Origin of the sequence: Flavobacterium agri (assembly GCF_013401995.1) — a bacterium.
In the GTDB taxonomy this organism is placed as follows: Bacteria; Bacteroidota; Bacteroidia; order Flavobacteriales; family Flavobacteriaceae; genus Flavobacterium; species Flavobacterium agri.
The window spans coordinates 577,347-598,384 of record NZ_JACBJI010000002.1; the positions used below are offsets into that span (position 1 = coordinate 577,347).

Here is a 21,038-nt window from a genome sequence, read left to right on the forward strand (position 1 = left end):
CAGTTCACAATGAAATCATTCATCAAAAAAATCACGATTTTCCTTTCGCTTGCCGTTATCGGATGCAACAACAACGACAACGAATTTGACGCCACCGGAACATTTGAAGCCGTCGAAACCATCGTCTCGGCCGACGCAAACGGACCGATCAAACAATTCAAAATAGACGAAGGCCAGATTTTGGAAGCCGGACAAACCGTCGGTTACATCGATACGATGCAGCTTTATCTGAAGAAAAAACAGCTTGAAGCCCAAATCAAGACGGTGCTTTCCAAAAAACCGCAAATCGCCGTCGAAGTCGCGTCTTTGCAAGAAGAATTGCTGCAGGCCAAACGCGACAGGAACCGCATCGCGAACTTGGTAAAAGCCGACGCCGCGACTCAGAAACAACTCGACGACGCGACTTCATACATCGAAATCGTACGAAAGAAAATCACGGCCCAACAAACATCTTTAGGCAATACGTCGGCGAGTTTGAGCGACGAAGCACGATCGTTGGTGGTACAGATCGAGCAGATCAACGATCAGTTGTCGCGTTCCAAAATCGTCAACGAGACCAAAGGCAGCGTGATCGTGAAATATGCCGAGGAAAACGAGATCACGTCGGTCGGGAAACCGCTTTATAAAATCGCCGATTTGAGTTACATCACGCTCCGCGCCTACGTTTCGGGCGACCAGTTCGCACAGTTGAAACTTGGGCAGAAAGTCAAGGTTTTCACCGATGTAGACGCGAACGGCTACAAACAGACCGAAGGCGTCGTCGAGTGGATCTCGGACAAAGCCGAATTCACGCCCAAGACCATCCAAACCAAAGACGAGCGCTCGAATCTGGTATACGCGATCAAAGTGAAAGTGAAAAACGACGGACTGTTAAAAATCGGGATGTATGGCGAGCTTAAATTCAACTGAACAGCAACGCGGGATTTCTGTTTCCGTGCAGAATCTCACGAAAACCTATGGCAAGAACAAGGAAGTTTTGGCTGTGGACTCAGTGAGCTTTGAGGTCAAGAAAGGTGAGCTTTTCGGATTGATAGGACCCGATGGGGCAGGCAAGACGAGTATCTTCCGCATGCTCACGACGCTGCTGTTCCCAGATTCGGGCTCGGCAACGGTAGACGGATTCGACATCGTCAAAGACTACCGCCAAATCCGTAATACGGTCGGCTACATGCCCGGACGGTTCTCGCTTTACCAGGACTTGACGATAGCCGAAAACCTGCATTTTTTCGCGACGCTTTTCGGAACGACGGTCGAAGAAAATTATCATTTGATCAAAGACATTTACGTGCAGATCGAAAAGTTCAAGACCAGACGCGCCGGGAAATTATCGGGCGGAATGAAACAGAAACTCGCGTTGTGTTGCGCGCTGATCCACAAACCGACCGTCTTGTTTCTCGATGAACCGACAACAGGAGTCGATCCGGTTTCCCGAAAGGAATTCTGGGAAATGCTCAAACGGTTGAAAGAGCAGGAGATTTCGATCGTCGTTTCTACGCCTTATATGGACGAAGCCACGATGTGCGACCGCATCGCGCTGATCCAAGGCGGAAAAATCCTGTCGCTCGACACGCCAGACAACATCATCGGAGCGTATCCCGACACACTTTTCGCGGTTCGGTCAAACAATATGTACGACTTGCTCAGGACGCTTCCGCAGTACGAAAACATCAAAGCGCATTATGCTTTCGGGGAATTCGCGCACGTGTCGTTCAAGTCCGGAAACGCATCCGACCTTGAGAAATTCCTGAAACAGAAAGGTTTGTCGGGAATCGAGACGAAAACCGTCGTGCCGAACATCGAGGACGCCTTCATCAAAATGCTGCAATCATGAAAGAAATAGTCATACAAACCGAAAAACTGAGCAAGATCTTCGGTGATTTCCATGCGGTGGACGGAATCTCGTTCGAAGTCTACAAAGGCGAGATTTTCGGATTCCTCGGCGCGAACGGGGCAGGCAAGACCACGGCCATGAGAATGCTGTGCGGATTGTCGCACCCGACCTCGGGAAAGGCCATGGTCGCGGGTTTCGACGTGTTCAAACAGACCGAGAAAATTAAGAAGAACATCGGTTACATGAGCCAGAAATTCTCGCTTTACGACGACTTGACGATTTTGGAAAATCTCGAATTGTTCGGCGGAATCTATGGCATGTCGCGCAAGGAAATCCGTGAGAAAAGCCAATCGCTCATCGAAAAATTAGGATTGGAAAACGAGTCGAAAAAGCTCGTCGGTTCGCTTCCGCTAGGATGGAAACAAAAGCTCGCGTTCTCGGTCTCGATTTTCCACGAACCCAAAATCGTGTTTCTCGACGAACCGACCGGAGGCGTCGATCCCGTGACGCGCCGTCAGTTCTGGGATCTGATCTATGACGCGGCCCATCGCGGCATCACGGTTTTCGTAACCACGCATTACATGGACGAAGCCGAATATTGCAACCGCATCTCGATGATGGTCGACGGCCGCATCGAAGCGCTGGGTTCGCCATCGGAACTCAAAGCCCAATTCCACACAGACAACATGGACGAAGTATTCTATCAACTGGCGCGAGCCGCAAAACGTTCGGACTCATGAAACAGTTTTTTGTATTCGTGCGCAAGGAATTCTATCACGTTTTCCGCGACAAGCGTACGTTGTTCATCCTTTTCGGCATGCCCGTCGTACAGGTTTTATTGTTCGGATTCGCATTGACGAACGAAGTCAAGGATTCACCCGTAATCGTCGTCGACAACGCAAAGGACGAGGCTTCGCAGGCTATCATCGGCAAAATGTACGCGAGCCATTATTTCGATATCGAGAAAGCGCCGTTGTCACATAATGAGATTTTGGAGAATTTCCGCGACGGCAAAATCAAGGCCGCGATTATTTTCCCTGCGAATTTCAACGCCGATCTATCACACACGAACAAAGCGCAAATCCAGGTGATTACAGACGCTTCCGACCCGAATACGGCAACGACGGTACTCAACTATGCGACTTCGGTCATCAAATCGTATCAGGAAGAACTCGCGCAAAATACCAGGATTCCGTATCGGATTTCGACCGAAGTGCGCAACATTTTCAATCCGCAATTGAAGAGCGAGCACAATTTCGTGCCTGGCGTCATGGCGATGGTGTTGATGTTGATCTGTGTGATGATGACCGCGATTTCGATCGTTCGTGAAAAGGAATTCGGCACCATGGAAATCCTTTTGGTGTCGCCGTTCAAACCGATTTTGGTGGTTTTTGCGAAGCTGTTTCCGTACTTGACCTTATCTATGGTGAACCTTGTGACGATTTTACTGATGAGTGTTTTCGTACTCGGTCTTCCGATCAAAGGCAGCATTTTGTTGCTTGTGCTTTTGAGCATGTTGTTCATGGTTTGCTGTCTCAGTTTGGGATTGCTGATCTCGAACATCGCCAAATCGCAACAGGTAGCCATGCTGATTTCGTTGGTCGGGATGCTTATGCCGACGATGATTTTCAGCGGATTCATGTTCCCGATCGAAAACATGCCGACGTTGTTGCAGGTGATTTCTAACATCGTGCCGTCCAAATGGTATTACACGATCGTGAAATTCGTGATGATAAAAGGCCTTGGATTCTCCTCGATCTGGAAAGAAGCCTTGATCCTCGCGGGCATGACTTGTGTGCTGTTCTTCGTCGCGCTCAAGAAATTCAAGATCCGTCTCGAGTAATCTGATGATCCGCGAATCTGTAAATCTGTAAACCTGAAATCATCATGAAAACAATACTATTCCTCATACAAAAAGAATTCCGCCAGATTTTCCGCGACAAAGCGATTTTGGTGATCACGTTCGTCGTGCCTACGATACAATTCCTGTTGTTGCCGTTTGCCGCGAACTACGAAGTCAAGAACGTCAATCTTTCGGTAGTCGACCACGATCGTTCGGACATGTCGCAAGAACTGATTTCCAAAGTCACGGGTTCGGGTTATTTCAAGCTCGTGAGCTACGACGAAAGCTACGATCAGGCGTATAAAAACATAGAAAGCGATGCCTCGGATGTTGTGCTTGAAATCCCGAAAGGCTTCGAAAAGAACCTCATAAAAGAAGATCACGAAGAGCTTTTCGTAGCCGTAAACGCGATCAACGGCAGCAAAGCCGGATTGGGTTCGAGTTACCTGTTGCAGATCATTTCGAACTATAACAACGATATCCGTGTGGAAACGGGCTCGTCTTCGGGCAACGTCGCACCTCAGATCGATGTCGCTTCGTCGAATTGGTTCAACATCCACATGAACTACAAGCTGTATTTCGTTCCTGGAATCCTCGCGCTTCTGGTGACGCTCGTCGGCGGATTCCAGACGGCGCTTAACATCGTCAAGGAAAAGGAAATCGGCACGATCGAGCAGATCAACGTGACGCCGATCAAAAAACACCATTTCATCATCGCGAAACTGTTGCCGTTTTGGGTGTTGGCCAACGTGGTCTTTACCGTCGGATTGTTTTTGGCGTGGCTCGTTTACGGGATTACTTCGGAAGGCAATGTGTTCGTGATGTATACGTTCATCGCATTGTACCTTTTCGTGGCGTTAGGCTTCGGATTACTCGTTTCCACATTTTGCGAAACCCAGCAACAAGCAATGCTTATCATGTTCTTTTTCATGCTCATTTTCATTCTTCTCGGAGGATTGTTCACACCGATTGACAGCATGCCGGCCTGGGCGAAAACCGTTTCCCGATTCAACCCGATGCGTTATCTGGTTGAGGTGATGCGGATGGTGATGCTCAAAGGAAGCAGTCTGCATAACATTTTGCCGCATTTTGCAATTGTACTCGGTTTGGGGATTTTCCTTAACGGTTGGGCGGTTCTTAATTATCGTAAGACGAATTAAAACTTTGGTTTTTTTGTTTCTGCGCAAGCTTCGCTTGCTGGAAGGTTTCGCTTGCCAGTGAGGCTTTCTTTTGTCTGGCAACAAAAGAAACAAAAATGCCTTTGGCGCGACCGCGAAGGCGACCTGACAGCCACACGGTTTGGAAGCGAAAAGAACTCGCTGCGCTCAAACAGCTTTTCGCTTTTTCCAAACCATCGTGGCGTCAGATGCCCGCCTGCGCGCTCATGGCGCTGGGATTCGGAAGCGCTTATTGGCATTTTCCATCGCTGCGCTTTGGAAAATGCGTCTCCGAAAGAACGGTTTGTGTTTTTGGAAAGTATTTCCTTTGAAGAACGTTTGATTTCGACGAAGGAGAAATCTGGAAGCACTTCCGTCAAAGACATACAACAGACTTTCTTAGAAGGATTTTTGGCGCAGCTTGCAAGCCGAAAATAAAATAAAAACTTCCTATTAGTCGATTTTGTGCGACGCTCCGCCTTTTTGTTTCTTTTGCGGCGAAGCAAAAGAAAGCCCCACCGGCAGGTGAAGCAAAAAGTGAAAGCGCAGCTTTCACGAAATAAACTCAATGATAAAAATCTAAAAAATAATAACATCATGACAATCATTATATCAATCCTAATCCTCAAAATCATCCATATTTTCAAGAAGAAATACATTAAACCACGCCAGAATTGATACAAAAGGCAAAAAGTTGCGTCTTATGAAGCATCATCAATCATCAATCGACACAATGCAAATCAAAAGACAATCTCATTTCAAAGATGAGAAACAAGACGTGGCCTATTTCGAAGATTGGGTAAAACGCCTCGAGCATGCCAACAAAAGACGATACGGCCGGCATGTCGTGCGTACGACTTTAGGAAAAACACACGTTTGGTCTTGGAGCACTTGCGAAAACCCATCCGAAACGTTGGTCATTTTTCCCGGCGCACGAACCACTTGCTTGTTTTGGGATTTCGACAAAAACCTCGACCATCTCAAAGTCGATCTTAAAATTTATATGGTCGAGACCAACGGCCTTCCGAATCTCAGCGACGGTTTCACACCCGACATCAAGTCGCTCGATTACGGACGTTGGGCCGCCCAGGTTTTGGAAGGTTTAGAAATAGAAAAAGCTTTTGTGGCCGGTGCGTCGTTCGGTGGTTTGGTGTGCATGAACTCGCGATCACGAATCCCGAAAAGGTAAAAGCTGCATTCCTGTTCAATCCGGGTTGTCTGCAGCCGTTTTCGATGTCGGTCAAAAACCTGTTTGCGAATCTGCTTCCCATAGTGAGTCCGACGAGTAAGAATGTGCGACGGTTTCTCGACACGGCCATTTTCTCGAAACCCGATCACGGTTTGTCGCCATTGGCCGAGGAACTTCTCATCGACTACGAAGTCTTTGCGCTCAAACGATACAACGACCGATCCCAGAAGCCGTATTTCATGGCTAATGAACTCGACGATGTGAGCGTTGCAACTTATTTGCTTTTGGGTGATTCCGATTTGCTTTTCCCTGCCGATAAATCGATCCGGAATGCTCGAATCCACTTGAAAAGCCTTTGCGAAACCAAAGTTTTTGCGAATGTCGGCCACGGAATCGAAACCTATGCTGAAGCGATGGTTTATTTGGGTGAGAAAATCCGGTCATTTGATTAGTTTTCCTGAGCTTCAAGCCGTAAATTTATAGCAATCAAACACGCTTGCCATGGACAACCTCGACGCCGCCCGGCTACAGATGGCTTTTACCCTGATGTTTCATATCGTTTTTGCCTGTATCGGAATGGTCATGCCATTTTTTATGGTCGTTTCCCACTTCAAATGGCTCAAGACGCGCAACCCGATTTACCTCACGCTGACCAAAGCCTGGCAGAAAGGCGTCGCGATTTTCTTCGTTACCGGAGCCGTTTCCGGAACAGCGCTTTCATTCGAACTAGGACTTCTTTGGCCCGGATTCATGAAGCACGCCGGACCGATTATAGGGATGCCTTTTTCATTGGAAGGTGCTGCTTTTTTCGTCGAAGCGCTCGCCATCGGATTTTATCTGTACGGATGGAACAAAATCAACGAAAAATTCCATTGGCTTACCGGAGTCATCGTAGGCGTTTCGGGTGTCGCTTCGGGAATTTTGGTCGTGTCGGCCAACAGTTGGATGAACGCACCTTCGGGTTTCGATTATATCAACGGACAATACGTCAATATCGATCCGGTCAAAGCCTTGCTCAACGATGCCTGGTTTTCTCAAGCCTTGCATATGACACTTGCCGCTTTTGCCGCCACGGGTTTTGCCGTCGCGGGAATCCATGCATGGCAGGTATATCGCAAACACAATCCGGCGGTTCACGCCAAAGCGTTTCATATCGCGATCATTTTTGGTGGAATTGCGGCTTTGTTGCAACCTTTAAGCGGTGACATCGCCGCCAAAGACGTGGCCAAACGCCAACCCGTGAAACTCGCCGCGATGGAAGCGCATTATGAAACCGAAAAAGGCGCGCCTCTGTACATTGGTGGTATCGTCGATGAAAAAAACAAGACGGTTTCGCATAAAATCGAAATTACGAAAGGTTTGTCATTCCTGTCTTTTGGCGATTTCGATGCCGAAGTGAAAGGACTAAACGATTTCCCGAAGGACGAACTTCCGCCGGTCGCGATTCCGCATTATGCGTTCCAGGTCATGGTCGGCATGGGCGGAATCATGGCGTTGGCCGCGCTTTTCTATTTTATCAGTGTGAGGAAACGCAAATGGTGGGAAAACTCGAAATTCTGGCTGCTGTTCGCCATTTTGGCCCCGACGGGTTACATCGCACTCGAAGCAGGTTGGGTCGTGACCGAAGTCGGCCGTCAACCGTGGATCATCCATAAAGTGATGCGTACTAAAGACGCCGTCACGCCAATGCCCGGAATGATTTACAGTTTCTGGTTTTATGTACTGCTGTATACGATCCTGACGCTTACCGTGATTTGGCTCATGCGCAGACAGATCAAAGTGTTGAACCAAAAAGTCGATTGATATGCTGTACGTCGTCTTAGTTTTCCTTGTCCTTTCATTTTTCCTTTATGTGTTGCTTGGCGGTGCCGATTTTGGTGCCGGAATCATCGAATTATTCTCTTCCAAAGACAACCAAAAACCGATCAAAAAAACCGTTTACGAAGTCATGGGACCAGTTTGGGAAGCCAACCACATTTGGATCATCATCATGATCGTGATTTTATGGATTGGATTTCCGGCCACGTACAATGTCGTCGTCGTTTATCTGCACATCCCGTTAACACTGGTTTTGCTCGGGATTACGTTGAGAGGCGCGGCTTTTATTTTTCGCCATTACGACGCGATAAAAGGCGGTTCCCAAAAGCTTTACGACCGTCTTTTCAGGATATCGTGCCTGATTACGCCGATTTTCCTCGGCATGACGTTCGGTGCTTTGGTCACGGGCGACATCGTTTTGATCGAAGACAATCCGAATGCTGGTTTTTATGAGGTATATGTGCATCCTTGGTTGCAGGTTTTCCCGATTTTGATAGGTTGTTTTTATGCGACCTTGTGTTCGTTTTTGGCTTCGGTTTTCTTGATCGGAGAAGCTTCGGACGACGAAAAGAGAATGTACATGCGAAAAGCCAGGGTTGCGATCCTTGCCGTAATCGCTTTCGGTTTTTTGGTGTTGATAACGGGCTTTGCCGAAGGGCGCGATTTCGTTACCGATTTCGTTGCGAATCCTTTTGCAGATGCTGCGGTTTTGTTGTCGGCAATCTTGCTTTATCCGCTGTTTCGCGCGATTCGTTTCGGACGCGTCAAAAGATGCCGTTTTTTTGGCGGTTTACAGGTCTCGTTGATTTTGTTCGCGGCCGCCATCACGCATTTTCCGCATGTGATTGAAACGACGTCGGGCAAACTCAATTTTATGGACGGCCTCGCGCCTCAAAGTGTGATGAACGTGCTTGCGATTTCTTTGATAATCGGTGGTTTGTTGATTATTCCGGGTTTTTTGCACTTGCTCAAATCGTTCCACATGATTAAGATGTTGGAAGATAAGGAGTGATGCGATTTTGGGTTTGCAGATTTTCCAGAGAGACCTCAAAGGTTTTCAAAACCTTTGAGGTCTAGCAAATTTAACTTTTTGAAATCCACACCAATTACAGTTTTTCTATGTCATTTGTTAAAACAATATGCCAAACCTCACGTACATAAAAGCGACTCCAAACGACGCCCGAGAATTATCCGAAATTGCGTTCGAATCCAAGCGGAATTGGGGTTATCCGAACGAATGGATGCAACTTTGGAAAACCGAATTGACGCTTACACCTGATTACATTCTTGAAAATCACGTCGTCAAAATCTTCGCGAATAGCAAACTGATCGGTTTTTTCTCGATCATCGAAGGTGAACCGACTGAGCTTGATCATTTGTGGCTCACTCCTCAAAACATGCGCAGAGGTTTCGGGAAGCACATTTTTGATGAGATTCGAAGGACCGTTTCAATAAAAGGCAAAACCACATTCCGATTAGTGGCCGAACCGCGAGCCAAAGGGTTTTACGACAAAATGGGCGGATGCGTCACAAGTAGTTTTGAAAGCAAGATTGCAGGAAGGTTTTTGGAAGTGTACGAATTTTTCACCTTGCCGGATATTTGTGTTCAAAATGCGGTAGAGGCCGATTATCCAGAACTTTTTGCCGTTTGGGAAAATTCCGTAAAGGCGACGCACGACTTCCTTTCGCCCGATGATTTTGAGTTTTTTCGAGAAATGGTCAGAACCGGAGACGTATTCCGTTCGGTTCCGATTTTGAAATCCGTAAGGCAAAACGGTCGCATCATAGCATTTTTGGGCGTGTTCGACGAAAACCTCGAAATGCTTTTCATACACGATGATTTTAGGGGAAAAGGAGTCGGCAAATTTTTGATCGGATTCGCATTAAACCATTTGGGCGTTCGCAAAGTCGAAGTCAACAAAGACAACGTTCGGGCCGTCGGTTTTTACGAGCGTTTCGGGTTCAAGACCTACAAGGAAACCGCAACCGACGGATTGGGAAAACCGTATCCGTTGCTGTACATGGCAATCTAAATTTATCCATGCGGTCCCAAATCGCTGTTGAATAATAATGAAAAACGAACTCAAAGGAAAAATGAAAATAGCATCCTCGTTAATTATCCTGTTAGCTGTTGGTTGCGGTATTGCTTCAAAAAGAAAGAACGATGCCTATGATGTGGAGGTGATAAAATACGTCGAGTCCTCCTCAAGTACACAATCTTTTGATATTTCGGAGAGGAGCTTTTGGAACTGGCCGGATCTGCACGCTAAATTCTCAATGCGCAGTAATCTTGTTCAAGAAGTTCAGGCTTTGCCGATTGATGATAACCCTGGATTGTTTGAATTCAAATACGCATTCATATTTCAAACTGCCAGTCAAAGAGATACGATGTATAGCGATCGATCTCTTAAGCATTGGTTATTTATAAACAAAATGGATAGAGTATACCGAATAGATAAAGAAGGTGAGATAGCTTCATCATTGGGTCATAATTCTTCTTTTTTCTCAACCTGCTGGTAACGCTAGCCAGATTCTGCATTTATTTTCCGCCCGATATTTTCCCAATCCAATAAGGCGAGTCGTTCCATCGGATTTTCTTGAACGCGAAATCTTTTTTCAAATCTTCGGGAAGGCAATTCCAGATGCCTTCGTGCATTTTTTCGAGCAGTAATTTCTTCGAAAAACTATCGGTCACGACCAAACTGATCTCGCGAACAGGTTTCGGATCCTTGAACGGCTTGAACAGTTCGCTGTGATTTTCGTTAGCCGTAGAAAGTTGCGGAATGATCGCAAAGCCGAGCCCGGCACGCACCAAATTCTTGAGCGTTTCGATCGAGCCGATGTCGTACGTGAATTGTTCCTTTATCTTTTTTACGTCCTTAATCCCGCAAATGTCGAGCAGTTGCGCATTGTAACAGAATTCGTCCTGCAGCAGCAAGAGTTCGGGTCTGTCTGTAGGTTGCAATTCATAAGTGCTTTCGGATGCTTTCGGATGCGTTTCGTTGAGATACGCCACGAAAGGTTCAGAAAAGACGCTGTGTTCGATGAGGTTCGCATTTCCCGTCGGCGTTGCCATAAGCGCCACGTCTATCGCGCCCGATTCGAGATCGCGCATCAAATGATACGTCGAGGCTTCCTTGATGATGAAATGCACTTTGGGCGCCAATTCGCGCATCTGTTTAATGAACAGCGGAATCAAATAAGGTGAAAGCGTCGAAATCACGCCGAGCTTGAGTTCGCCTTCGAGCGTGTTCTTTTGGTTGATCACGAAATCGCGGATGTCATCGGCTTCACGCAATATCTTTTTGGCGCGCTGGATGATTTCGGTTCCGGCCAAAGTTGGCGTCAACGGCACTTTGCTTCGGTCGAAAATTTTTATTCCGATTTCTTCTTCGAGATTTTTGAGTTGGATCGTAAGTCCGGGTTGTGTCACCATACATACTTCGGCAGCCCGCGCGAAATGGCGTTCTTCATCCAAAGCGACTATGTATTTAAGCTGTTGCAAAGTCATAATTATAATTTTATTTTATAAAGATAAAAAATTATCAATTTGTTTTATGAAGGTAAGTCGAAATATCTTTGTCTCATCAAAATGAAATAACCATCATTAAAACTTACAATCATGAAAACAACCATCATTACTTCGATCGCTTTGCTAAGCACAATCTTGTCTTTCGGACAAATCGATACTGCCCTTTCAGGAAATTATGCAGTCGAAAACAAAACACGTGAATTCCTTAAAGCCGTACACGGCGACGGAACGGGAAAACAACTTTACGAACTTTCTTATGACGATGCACGAAAAGTACTCATCGGCGCACAAACCGGAAACTACAAATTGCAACCGGCTGACATCACAGAAAAAACCATCACCCAAGATGGCAAAACCGTAAAACTGACCATCGTAAAACCAAAAGGCGCTAAAGGAAACTTGCCGACCGTGATGTACTTCCACGGTGGCGGATGGGTTCTCGGAAACTTCTTCACACACGAAAGATTGGTACGCGAATTAGCCGTCGGAGCGAATGTAGCCGTGGTTTTCGTAAACTACACACCATCGCCTGAAGCTTTGTTCCCGGTTGCGAACGAAGAAGCGTACGCCGCTACGAAATGGATCAAAGCCAACGGTGCTTCACTGGGATTGAACACTACAAAACTTGGAGTTGCCGGTGACAGCGTCGGCGGAAACATGGCGATTGCCGTAACCTTGATGGCCAAAGACCGCAAAGGACCGCACATCGATTTCCAACTGTTGTTCTATCCTGTAACGGACGATAACCTCGACACTGCATCTTACCAACAATTTGCCAACGGACACTTCCTTACCAAAAACGCCATGGATTGGTTCTGGAAAACCTACGCTCCGAAAACCGAAGACCGCAACAGCATTTACGCTTCTCCGCTTCGTGCCGACATCGACCAACTCAAAGGATTGCCTGAAGCTTTGGTGATCGTAGCCGAAAACGACGTATTGCGTGACGAAGGCGAGGCCTATGCCAAAAAACTCAATGCAGCCGGAGTGAAAGTGACCGCAACCCGCTACATCGGAACCATTCACGACTTCGTAATGTTGAATCCAATTACTGGAACGCCAGCCCCGAGAGCCGCTATCGCACAAGCCATCGACTTCTTGAAAGCCGAAACAAAATAAAACGATCCGAAAGTAAACGGAAGCATCCAAAAACAAACGACAACAAACGCTTATAAACATTTACAAACACATAAATTCAGAAATCATGAAATTCACAAGAAAAGCAAACGCAAACTGGAAAGGAACAGGAATGGAAGGAAAAGGAACCATTTCTACACAAAGCACAACCTTGAACAACACACAACTTTCGTTCAAGACAAGATTCGAAGACGGTAGCGTCGGGACAAATCCCGAAGAATTGATCGCCGCCGCGCACTCGGGTTGCTACACCATGCAATTGAGCTTCCTGTTGAACGAAGCCGGATACGTCGCAGAAAATCTCGACACCGAAGCAAGATTGACGTTCGAAGACGGTACGATCACCAAAATCCACCTTGAACTCAACGCTGTCGTCCCGGGATTGGCCGAAGACAAATTCCAGGAATTGGCCGCAAAAGCAAAAGCGATCTGTCCGGTTTCTAAAGTTTTGAACGCCGAGATTACGCTTACAGCAACACTTTCCTAAGTGTGTTTTGATTAAGTTGATTGATGACGGAACAGGCTCCTTTTTGGGGCCTGTTTTTTTTAAATCCAAGCTGAATTGTGCAGGAAGCTTTAAGAAAAACTACAGAAAATCTGTACCGCAGCGTGGAAAAAATCCGCTAACTTCGGTTAGACCTAACAGGTTTCCCGCCGGGTACAGATTTGAAACCTGTTAGGTCTAAACCTCAAAATGCAATTTCGGATACCAAATCGTTCCAACGCATTTCAAAACCGCACGACCATTCCGCAGCCTATGTGTTTTCCGTCATAAAACGGCATCAGGCTTGAATTGCCATCCATTTGTTTGTCTCCAAAAATCGTGCGCGAGATCCACGGTTGTACCCAATACGCCATTTTAGTGCTCAAGATTCCTATTCCGGCTCCCGCGGCCACATCGGTAAGCCAATGCCGGTTGTTATACATGCGGAACAAGCCCGTTCCCGTGGCGACCGCATAACCCGCAACCCCGTACCAAATCGATTTGTCCTTGTATTCCTGATACAAAAATTCGGCACCCATGAAGGCCGTGGCGGTATGGCCCGACGGAAACGAATTGCGCGAGCTGCCATCGGGTCTTTGCTGTTTGGTAATCGATTTCAATCCGAGAATCGTCGAACTCATCATCAGATACGAAGTCGCCAAAATGATGGTGCGGTCTTTGAAATCGTGTTTGCCCTTTATTCCCATGGCATTGAGTGCGTAAACCGAAACGAAAGGCGAGTATTGCGTAAAATCGTCTACGGTGATCTTTTCGTCTATGTCTTCGGTGACTTCCTCACGGATTTGGGAATTGAAGCTTTTGAGTTGGTCGCTTTCGAGCCCGATTACACCATATCCGATAAGAACGGCGGGAACGGCAAATGCCTTGAAATCGAATTTGACCGAATCTTTGGCGACAAAAGTAGAGTCTGTGTTTTGAGAAAACGTCTTGCTTCCGACAAGCAAAAAAAGGAATAAAGCGGTTTTGTTCATGAGGCTTTTTTGGCAAAACGCTATGCCAATCGCAATATTGGTTGGACCCGATCGGTTTAAGTCAATCTTAAGTCGGTTAGCCATCGCGAATTTTTGTATTTTTAACCGATCGTATGCCTATGAGATTTCCAGCCTTCGCCTTGTTCCTGTTACTTGTGTTCCCGGTTTTCGCGCAAAAAACCGATTCGACCGCCATCGCGCCGATGCCCGAAATCCCTGGCTATACCGAACTCGATTCACTGTATCGCGAAGACCAGTTCTACACGAGTTTCACGTACAATATTTTGTCGAATACGCCCGACAAGGTCACGCAAAACAAATTTTCGACCGGTTTTACGATCGGATTTTTGCGCGACATGCCCATCAACAAAGACCGCACGATTTCGGTTGCGGCCGGTTTCGGATATGCGTTACAGAATTTCAACTACAACCTGATCGTGAACGGAAAAGGCGTGATTCCCGAATACGAGCTGATTTCCGATTCGACTTATTACGAAAAGAACAAACTTTCGTTGAATTACATCGATATCCCGATCGAATTCCGTTGGAGAAACTCTACGATGCGAAGCCATAAATTCTGGAGGGTTTACACGGGTGTCAAATTCAGTTACCTTTTTTACAGCCGTTCCAAATTCGTCGGCGATGGCGGAAAGACGCTCATCATCAACAACGACGACCTCAATAAAATGCGCTATAGCGTATATCTCGCGGCGGGTTACAATACCTGGAACGCTTATGTGCAGTACGGTTTGAATCCGATTTTCAAAAGCGGTACGGTTAACGGAAGTACGATCGACATGAGCTCCGTCAACGTCGGGCTGATGTTCTACATCCTCTAGAACTCGTTTAGACTTTTCCTAATCGGCTAAAAAAACATCTTTTTCGCCCAGTTCTCCAATTTTTCTCGTTCCGTAGCGCTGCTATGCAACTCCAAAAAATCGGAGAACTGAACAAAAAATCTAAATTTTTTATCTCGATCGGAAAAGTCTAAACGAGTTCATAACCAACAATACCAAAGCACGATTTGCGGAATGAGTCCGCAGCAAAAGCCGATCGCGAGTTCACTACCCGTATGCGCTTTCATTTCGAGTCGTGAAGTGGCGACGAATCCGTTGAGCGCGACCAATCCGACGACAATCAAAAGCGCGTTCACCTGGTTGTGGAAACTCAATCCGACCACAAAAGCCGTAAGCGCGCTTATGCCGAGCATGTGCAGACTGGCCTTTATCTTGAGAAAACTTAACGCGAATGCCAAAAGCGAGCTGATCGCCGCACCCGCAAAAAAGAAAAACAGTTCGGGAATCGCATCGATCGTAATGCTTTTGGTAATCAAAATGTACAGCAAAAGACATTGGATGAACAACGGAATCTTGCGCTGCGACAATTCCGACAACATGATCGAATCGATTTTTCCCAACGACCGCAACAGGAAGAAAATACAAATCGGAATGAATACCGTAATGATCGAGATTTGAAGTAAAATCAGGTATTTCTGGCTGGTATTATAGGCGTTGAGGTCGAGCAAAAAATACAACAACGTCGCGTATACCGAAACGAAAATCGGGTGGAAGAGATACGAGAAAGCCGGCAGGACTTTTTTCATGTCGTTAACGGTTAAACAGATGAAGCCTATTCGAGACAAAAGATGACAAAGCTTCATAATCGTTTTCCGGGAGGTCTTTTCGATAGATTATGTTCGCAAGCGCAAAACCGTTGTGATCCAAAATGGCAAGGAAATTCTTATGCGGGTAATAATGCGAGTAATAACTCCACTTTGTGAAAATATCGAAATGGTCACACGTTTTTCGGATGCCTTCATCGTCAAACACGACCTCGCTTGGGATGATCTTTTTTGCAAAGTCGTCGGCGCGTTTGATGGAACTTCTGTACGCATGCCAAAATTTCAAAACCTGAACCAAAAGAAACAAGCCCAAAGTGCAGAAAAGAGTCAACACAACGGGATCCGAGCCATTCCCTATTTCGACAGCTGCAAATACCATACAAAAAAGTAAGGTTGTTACAGTAGCCAGAAAACGTTTTTTGTGTATGAGCCAGAATTTGGCCTTTACTTGTGCAAGTGCTTGATTTTTATGAGTGTAATGTATGATGATTTTCATCCCAGGACCTAAATTTTCTTACGCATCCTCGCCACCGGAATGTCGAGTTGTTCGCGGTATTTGGCAATCGTTCGACGCGCGATCGGATAGCCGCGTTCTTTCAGAATATCGGCGAGTTGGTCGTCGGGAAGCGGCTTGTTCTTGTCTTCGTCGGCGATCACATCCTGTAGGATTTTCTTGATTTCGAGCGTGGAAACCTCTTCGCCTTGGTCGTTCATCATCGCTTCCGAGAAAAATTCCTTGATGAGTTTCGTGCCGTAAGGCGTGTCGACGTATTTCGAATTGGCCACACGCGAAACGGTCGAAATGTCGAGTCCGACCAAATCGGCGATGTCTTTGAGAATCATCGGACGCAACTTGGTTTCGTCTCCGTCGAGGAAATATTCCTGCTGGTAATGCATGATCGCGTTCATCGTCACGAAAAGCGTTTCCTGGCGCTGGCGGATCGCATCGATAAACCATTTTGCCGAATCGAGTTTCGATTTGATGAATGTGACGGCATCCTTTTGTTGTTGCGATTTGTCGCGCGAATCCTTGTACGTCTGCAGCATTTCCTGATAATCTTTGGAAACGTGAAGCGTCGGTGCGTTTCGGCCGTTCAAGGTGAGTTCGAGTTCGCCATCGACCACACGGATCGTGAAATCGGGAACGATGTGTTCGATAAGACGTGTGCCGCTCGCAAAAGAACCGCCCGGTTTCGGGTTCAGCTTTTCGATCTCGTCGATCGCTTTTTTGAGCTGCTCGTTCGAAACGCCGTATTTCGCGCGCAGTTTATCGTAGTGTTTTTTGGTGAATGCGTCGAATTGATCTTCGATGATTTGGGTCGCCAATTCTACCGATTCGGTCGGTGTCTTGTGCTTGAGCTGAAGCAGCAGGCATTCCTGCAAATCGCGTGCGCCGACGCCTGACGGTTCGAGTTCGTGCACGATATGGAGCACGCGCTCTACCATTTTTTCGTCGGTGTAAATTCCTTGGGTGAACGCCATGTCGTCTACGATATCGGGAATCGATCGACGGATGTAACCGGCTTCGTCGATGCTTCCGATAAGGAATTCGGCGATTTCGCGTTCCTCATCGTCCAAAATGAAAGTATTGAGCTGGTTGATCAGATCCTGATGGAAACTCACCGAAGCGGCCAACGGCGATTCGCGTTGTTCTTCATCCGAATAATTGTTCGCCGATAATTTGTAGTCGGGCGTGTCGTCGTCACTGAGATATTCGTCTATGTTGATGTCTTCGGCATCTATCGAATCGCTGTCATCGTAATCGTCGTATTCGTCGGTCTCGAAATCGTCCTTTTCATAATCGTCTTCTTCCTGTCCGCCTTCAAGCGCCGGATTTTCGTTCATCTCTTCCTTCAAACGCTGCTCAAAGGCCTGCGTTGGCAGCTGGATCAGCTTCATCAGCTGGATTTGCTGAGGCGATAGCTTTTGTTGGAGTTTGAGGTTTAGGGATTGCTTTAGCATGAATCGGATGGATTGTTACAAAAATCGGCACTGACGACCGCTTGCCAAATTTACGAAAACTCGCCTAAAACCGTTAACAGATTGGGCAATTAACCAAATTTTAAAATTCGTCCCGCAATCTTGATTTTATCAATACGGAATTGAAATCCGTTGACCTGATTTGTCGAGAGCGATCATGCGGTCGTCGCTTTTGTCAACCGTGATTTTGTCTTTCGGACCAATGTGGTAAATCGCGAATTTCTGGCTGATTCCGGCCAATTTGATGCCTTTCTCCTTCGCGTCCATGAGCAGCCAGGCCGGAGCGAAAGTCCAGTCTATCCCAGACTGCGCCGCGAAAGTTTCTGATTCTGTCGTGTCGCCCGACAAATAGATTTTCTTGCCGTGCCAAGTGATCAGATAGGAGTAATGCTTGAACGAAATGCCAAAAACGGTGTGGTCGGTCCTGAACGCCTTGATGTCGAAATCCGGAATCGATTGCCCTAATTTTTCAAGTTCTTCCACATTGAAAGGATCAAATTTCTGACCGCTTAGTTTCTTCAGGATTTTTTCCGAATAATGGTCTGAATGGCGGTGCGTGAAAATGAAAATCCCGTCCGGCTTGATGCTGTCGATTTCGGCCTTGTCGTATTCCATATAATCGTGAGCGCCTGATTTGTAAGGGAAGTCGATGTAGAAATTCGTCTTGTCGTCGGTTAGGTAAAGCCCGCAATTGCCGATGAACTTGATTTTGATTTCGCCGGTTTGCGCGAATCCGGAAAGGGAAAAACAGGCAAAGACTAAAGTTGCGATACTATAAATACTCCTCATGTGTTTGGTTCTGTGTTTGGTGTAATCAGCCTCAAGATACGAAATGGGTTTGGTTTGGCCGATGTACAAACTTTAACAAAAAGTGCATTTTTTCTGTATTAGGTGTATTCGGGAAATCCCGACATTACCTTCAGGGAAGGGGAAGTGTTATCCCTACGAAAGCGAATGGGCATGCGATTACAGAAAAAATGTACATTTTGTTAAAACTTCATACGCAAAGAACTGCCATAAAAAAAGCCCCGAAGATTCGAGGCTCTATTCTTAAAACTCAGCGTTCTGAGGCGTCCTAGGAAAAGGAATCACATCGCGGATATTCGTCATCCCGGTCACGAACAACACCAATCGTTCGAACCCAAGCCCGAAGCCCGAGTGAACAGCAGTTCCAAAACGACGCGTATCGAGGTACCACCAAAGTTCTTCTTCATCGATGCCAAGAACGCGCATTTTCTCGACAAGAACATCATAACGTTCCTCACGCTGCGATCCGCCGACGATTTCTCCGATTCCAGGGAACAAGATGTCCATGGCGCGCACCGTTTTCTGGTCTTCGTTGAGACGCATGTAGAACGCTTTGATGTTGGCCGGATAATCGTACAAAATCACCGGACATTTAAAGTGTTTCTCTACAAGGAAACGCTCGTGTTCGCTTTGAAGATCGGCGCCCCATTCCTCGATGATATATTGGAATTTCTTCTTTTTGTTAGGGGTCGAATCTTTCAAGATGTCGATCGCTTCGGTGTACGAAACGCGTTTGAAATTGTTCTCGAGAACGAACTTCAATTTCTCGATCAATGCCATTTCGCTTCTCTCGGCTTGAGGCTTGTTCTTTTCTTCCTCGATCAGGCGTTGCTCCAAAAACTGCAAGTCTTCGGTGCAATTATCGAGCGCATATTTCACGACGTATTGGATGAAATCCTCCGCCAGATCCATGTTGTCGTCGAGATCGTTGAACGCGACTTCAGGCTCGATCATCCAGAATTCCGCAAGGTGACGCGAAGTGTTTGAATTTTCTGCACGGAAAGTCGGTCCGAACGTATAGATCTGACCCAACGCCATCGCGAAAGTCTCACCTTCAAGCTGGCCTGAAACCGTCAGGTTCGTATGTTTCCCAAAGAAATCCTGTTTGTAATCGATTCCGCCGGTTTCGTTTTTCGGCAGATTGTCCAAAGGCAAAGCCGTCACCTGGAACATTTCACCCGCACCTTCCGCATCAGCGCCCGTAATCACAGGCGTGTTCACGTAAACGAAACCTTTGTCCTGAAAATATTTGTGCACTGCATATGCCAAAACCGAACGCACGCGCATGATTGCCCCGAAAGCGTTCGTACGCACACGCAAATGCGCATTGGCACGCAAGAATTCGAGCGAGTGTTTTTTAGGTTGCATCGGAAACTTCTCTGCATCCGAATCGCCCAGAATCTCGATTTTCTTGACCTGGATTTCGTATTTCTGGCCTTTTCCCTGGCTTTCGACCAAGTCTCCGGTTACGGAAATCGCCGCGCCTGTGGTGATGCGCTTCAAAGTTTCCTCTGGCGTATTCTCGAAATCCACGACGCACTGGATATTATTCAGGCAAGATCCGTCGTTCAATGCGATAAACTGATTGTTTCGGAACGTGCGCACCCAACCTTTGGCCGTAACGTCGGTCAGCGGCTTGGTGCAGCAAAGCAGGTCTTTGATTTTCGTGTGTTTCATCTGTCGATAATATTTTTTCAATAGGTCAGATGGAACACCCTTATTCAACGCTGCGTACAAAAACGGCTATGCGTTGCGGGTGTTTCATTTTTTAAGAATACATTTTAAGGCTGCAAATATAAAGACGAAACGCGAACGACGAAACACGAACGGCCAAAAGTAACAGCAGTTTAAGTGTTTTTTGAAGCTTTTCCGGCTGTCTGCTGCTAGTCCGCGCCAATTACGCCGTTTTTTGAGGCGCGGCCAATGGCTTCCTGCGGTCGCCTTGGCCGCGCCCAAAAATCTGGCGCTATTGTCTTGCGGGCTATCCGCTCCATCCGGGCTAGGTGTTCAACATCCAACATTAGTTGACGACATTGCGGCATAAGTAGGTGCGTTAGTGTGAGGGAAATCCTCGCCCAAAACCACCAATTTAAAATATGCGATAAAGCGAAAAGTCCTACATTGCACCATCCAAATACATACACATGAAAACAAGAATTTTCCGCTGCGCGAGCCTATTTTTATTGATTTTGCTCTCGGCTTGCCAATTCAATTCCACCTATTCCAACCGTGAAGAAGACAAAGCCGAGGCAGAAGCTGTCGTTGAGGATTTTTATGCGGCACTACGCACAAAGGACTATGAGAAAACGGTGCCGTTCCTGAGCGAATCTTTTCTTGAGGTTTCAAACAAGGCCGACCTTTTTCAATTCTACGCCAAGAACGATGAGGTTTTAGGAGAAATCGAAAACTATACGCTTCGCGATTGGAAATCGAATGTAGTCATGGGAACGAATCCACGGTCAGAATATTTGCTGGTGTACGATGTAAAGCGTCCTAATTACGATTCCGAAGAAATATTCACTTTGACTAAAATCGACGACAAAGTACAGATTTTGGGCTATCGGGTGAATTCTCCAGACTATGAGTCTACACGTAGCAGAAGCGCAAAACCGCTGCAGTAAATCCAAAATAGACTTTCTGCAACCCT

Annotated in this window: 23 protein-coding genes; 15 read left to right on the forward strand and 8 right to left on the reverse strand. The window is 46.7% G+C overall.

Annotated elements, in window-relative coordinates; genetic code table 11:
* Nucleotides 1-9: 9 nt before the first annotated feature.
* Genes HZF10_RS06550 through HZF10_RS06570 form a run of 5 tightly spaced genes read left to right on the forward strand, consistent with a single transcriptional unit; the run spans nt 10 to nt 4,834 of the window.
* Nucleotides 10-909 (forward strand): HlyD family secretion protein, encoded by a 900-nt coding sequence (locus HZF10_RS06550; RefSeq protein WP_176005398.1) that lies wholly within the window; start codon nt 10-12, stop codon nt 907-909.
* Nucleotides 887-1,831: an ABC transporter ATP-binding protein gene (locus HZF10_RS06555; RefSeq protein WP_176005399.1), complete on the forward strand. Its 945-nt coding sequence runs from the start codon at nt 887-889 to the stop codon at nt 1,829-1,831. Before HZF10_RS06550 ends, HZF10_RS06555 begins: the two co-directional genes overlap by 23 nt.
* Nucleotides 1,828-2,571: an ABC transporter ATP-binding protein gene (locus HZF10_RS06560; RefSeq protein ID WP_176005400.1), complete on the forward strand. Its 744-nt coding sequence runs from the start codon at nt 1,828-1,830 to the stop codon at nt 2,569-2,571. Before HZF10_RS06555 ends, HZF10_RS06560 begins: the two co-directional genes overlap by 4 nt.
* Complete coding sequence (locus tag HZF10_RS06565) at nt 2,568-3,674, forward strand: ABC transporter permease (protein ID WP_176005401.1); 1,107 nt, start codon at nt 2,568-2,570, stop codon at nt 3,672-3,674. Before HZF10_RS06560 ends, HZF10_RS06565 begins: the two co-directional genes overlap by 4 nt.
* A gap of 44 nt (nt 3,675-3,718) precedes the next feature.
* Complete coding sequence (locus tag HZF10_RS06570; RefSeq protein WP_176005402.1) at nt 3,719-4,834, forward strand: ABC transporter permease; 1,116 nt, start codon at nt 3,719-3,721, stop codon at nt 4,832-4,834.
* Here the strand turns inward: HZF10_RS06570 and HZF10_RS06575 are convergent.
* Complete coding sequence (locus HZF10_RS06575) at nt 4,831-5,430, reverse strand: hypothetical protein (protein WP_176005403.1); 600 nt, start codon at nt 5,428-5,430, stop codon at nt 4,831-4,833. The genes HZF10_RS06570 and HZF10_RS06575 overlap by 4 nt on opposite strands.
* A gap of 134 nt (nt 5,431-5,564) precedes the next feature.
* Here HZF10_RS06575 and HZF10_RS17920 point away from each other — a divergent pair, with 134 nt between their 5' ends.
* The 6 genes from HZF10_RS17920 (at nt 5,565) to HZF10_RS06600 (ending at nt 10,358) form a co-directional block, all read left to right on the forward strand.
* Nucleotides 5,565-6,020 (forward strand): alpha/beta fold hydrolase, encoded by a 456-nt coding sequence (locus tag HZF10_RS17920; RefSeq protein ID WP_217703356.1) that lies wholly within the window; start codon nt 5,565-5,567, stop codon nt 6,018-6,020.
* Nucleotides 5,984-6,472, forward strand: a complete 489-nt coding sequence (locus tag HZF10_RS17925) for a hypothetical protein (RefSeq protein WP_217703357.1) — start codon at nt 5,984-5,986, stop codon at nt 6,470-6,472. Before HZF10_RS17920 ends, HZF10_RS17925 begins: the two co-directional genes overlap by 37 nt.
* Before the next feature lie 49 nt (nt 6,473-6,521).
* Nucleotides 6,522-7,823 (forward strand): cytochrome ubiquinol oxidase subunit I, encoded by a 1,302-nt coding sequence (locus tag HZF10_RS06585; protein WP_176005404.1) that lies wholly within the window; start codon nt 6,522-6,524, stop codon nt 7,821-7,823.
* A 1-nt stretch (nt 7,824) separates the two neighbouring features.
* The gene (locus HZF10_RS06590; protein WP_176005405.1) at nt 7,825-8,850 is read left to right on the forward strand and encodes a cytochrome d ubiquinol oxidase subunit II; all 1,026 of its coding nucleotides are present in this window, start codon (nt 7,825-7,827) and stop codon (nt 8,848-8,850) included.
* Between the two features lie 127 nt (nt 8,851-8,977).
* Nucleotides 8,978-9,871 (forward strand): GNAT family N-acetyltransferase, encoded by an 894-nt coding sequence (locus tag HZF10_RS06595; protein WP_176005406.1) that lies wholly within the window; start codon nt 8,978-8,980, stop codon nt 9,869-9,871.
* Nucleotides 9,872-9,908: 37 nt separating this feature from the next.
* Nucleotides 9,909-10,358 carry a hypothetical protein gene (locus HZF10_RS06600; RefSeq protein ID WP_176005407.1) on the forward strand — a complete coding sequence of 150 codons (450 nt, stop codon included), beginning with the start codon at nt 9,909-9,911 and terminating at the stop codon, nt 10,356-10,358.
* A 19-nt stretch (nt 10,359-10,377) separates the two neighbouring features.
* Here HZF10_RS06600 and HZF10_RS06605 read toward each other — a convergent pair whose 3' ends face one another.
* The gene (locus HZF10_RS06605; protein WP_176005408.1) at nt 10,378-11,349 is read right to left on the reverse strand and encodes a hydrogen peroxide-inducible genes activator; all 972 of its coding nucleotides are present in this window, start codon (nt 11,347-11,349) and stop codon (nt 10,378-10,380) included.
* A 111-nt stretch (nt 11,350-11,460) separates the two neighbouring features.
* Here HZF10_RS06605 and HZF10_RS06610 point away from each other — a divergent pair, with 111 nt between their 5' ends.
* Both HZF10_RS06610 and HZF10_RS06615 read left to right on the forward strand, forming a co-directional pair.
* Nucleotides 11,461-12,489: an alpha/beta hydrolase gene (locus tag HZF10_RS06610; RefSeq protein WP_176005409.1), complete on the forward strand. Its 1,029-nt coding sequence runs from the start codon at nt 11,461-11,463 to the stop codon at nt 12,487-12,489.
* Nucleotides 12,490-12,574: 85 nt separating this feature from the next.
* On the forward strand, nt 12,575-12,994 hold the full coding sequence (locus HZF10_RS06615; RefSeq protein ID WP_176005410.1) for an OsmC family protein: 420 nt from the start codon (nt 12,575-12,577) through the stop codon (nt 12,992-12,994).
* 242 nt (nt 12,995-13,236) lie between these two features.
* Here the strand turns inward: HZF10_RS06615 and HZF10_RS06620 are convergent, their stop codons facing one another.
* Complete coding sequence (locus tag HZF10_RS06620; protein ID WP_176005411.1) at nt 13,237-13,983, reverse strand: phosphatase PAP2 family protein; 747 nt, start codon at nt 13,981-13,983, stop codon at nt 13,237-13,239.
* A 119-nt stretch (nt 13,984-14,102) separates the two neighbouring features.
* Here HZF10_RS06620 and HZF10_RS06625 point away from each other — a divergent pair, with 119 nt between their 5' ends.
* On the forward strand, nt 14,103-14,822 hold the full coding sequence (locus HZF10_RS06625; RefSeq protein WP_246282498.1) for a porin family protein: 720 nt from the start codon (nt 14,103-14,105) through the stop codon (nt 14,820-14,822).
* 158 nt (nt 14,823-14,980) lie between these two features.
* On the opposite strand, the gene HZF10_RS06630 is transcribed toward HZF10_RS06625, so the two are convergent.
* The 5 genes from HZF10_RS06630 to asnS all read right to left on the reverse strand — a co-directional run bounded on the left by HZF10_RS06630 (nt 14,981) and on the right by asnS (nt 20,068).
* Complete coding sequence (locus tag HZF10_RS06630; protein ID WP_176005413.1) at nt 14,981-15,586, reverse strand: hypothetical protein; 606 nt, start codon at nt 15,584-15,586, stop codon at nt 14,981-14,983.
* A gap of 4 nt (nt 15,587-15,590) precedes the next feature.
* Complete coding sequence (locus tag HZF10_RS06635) at nt 15,591-15,983, reverse strand: hypothetical protein (RefSeq protein WP_176005414.1); 393 nt, start codon at nt 15,981-15,983, stop codon at nt 15,591-15,593.
* Nucleotides 15,984-16,108: 125 nt separating this feature from the next.
* Entirely contained in the window at nt 16,109-17,566 is a 1,458-nt protein-coding gene (rpoN, locus tag HZF10_RS06640; protein ID WP_176005415.1) for an RNA polymerase factor sigma-54, read from the reverse strand.
* Nucleotides 17,567-17,695: 129 nt separating this feature from the next.
* The gene (locus HZF10_RS06645) at nt 17,696-18,373 is read right to left on the reverse strand and encodes an MBL fold metallo-hydrolase (protein ID WP_176005416.1); all 678 of its coding nucleotides are present in this window, start codon (nt 18,371-18,373) and stop codon (nt 17,696-17,698) included.
* Between the two features lie 261 nt (nt 18,374-18,634).
* Complete coding sequence (gene asnS, locus HZF10_RS06650) at nt 18,635-20,068, reverse strand: asparagine--tRNA ligase (protein WP_176005417.1); 1,434 nt, start codon at nt 20,066-20,068, stop codon at nt 18,635-18,637.
* A gap of 467 nt (nt 20,069-20,535) precedes the next feature.
* On the opposite strand from asnS, the gene HZF10_RS06655 reads away from it, so the two are divergent.
* Entirely contained in the window at nt 20,536-21,012 is a 477-nt protein-coding gene (locus tag HZF10_RS06655; protein ID WP_176005418.1) for a hypothetical protein, read from the forward strand.
* Nucleotides 21,013-21,038 lie beyond the last annotated feature (26 nt).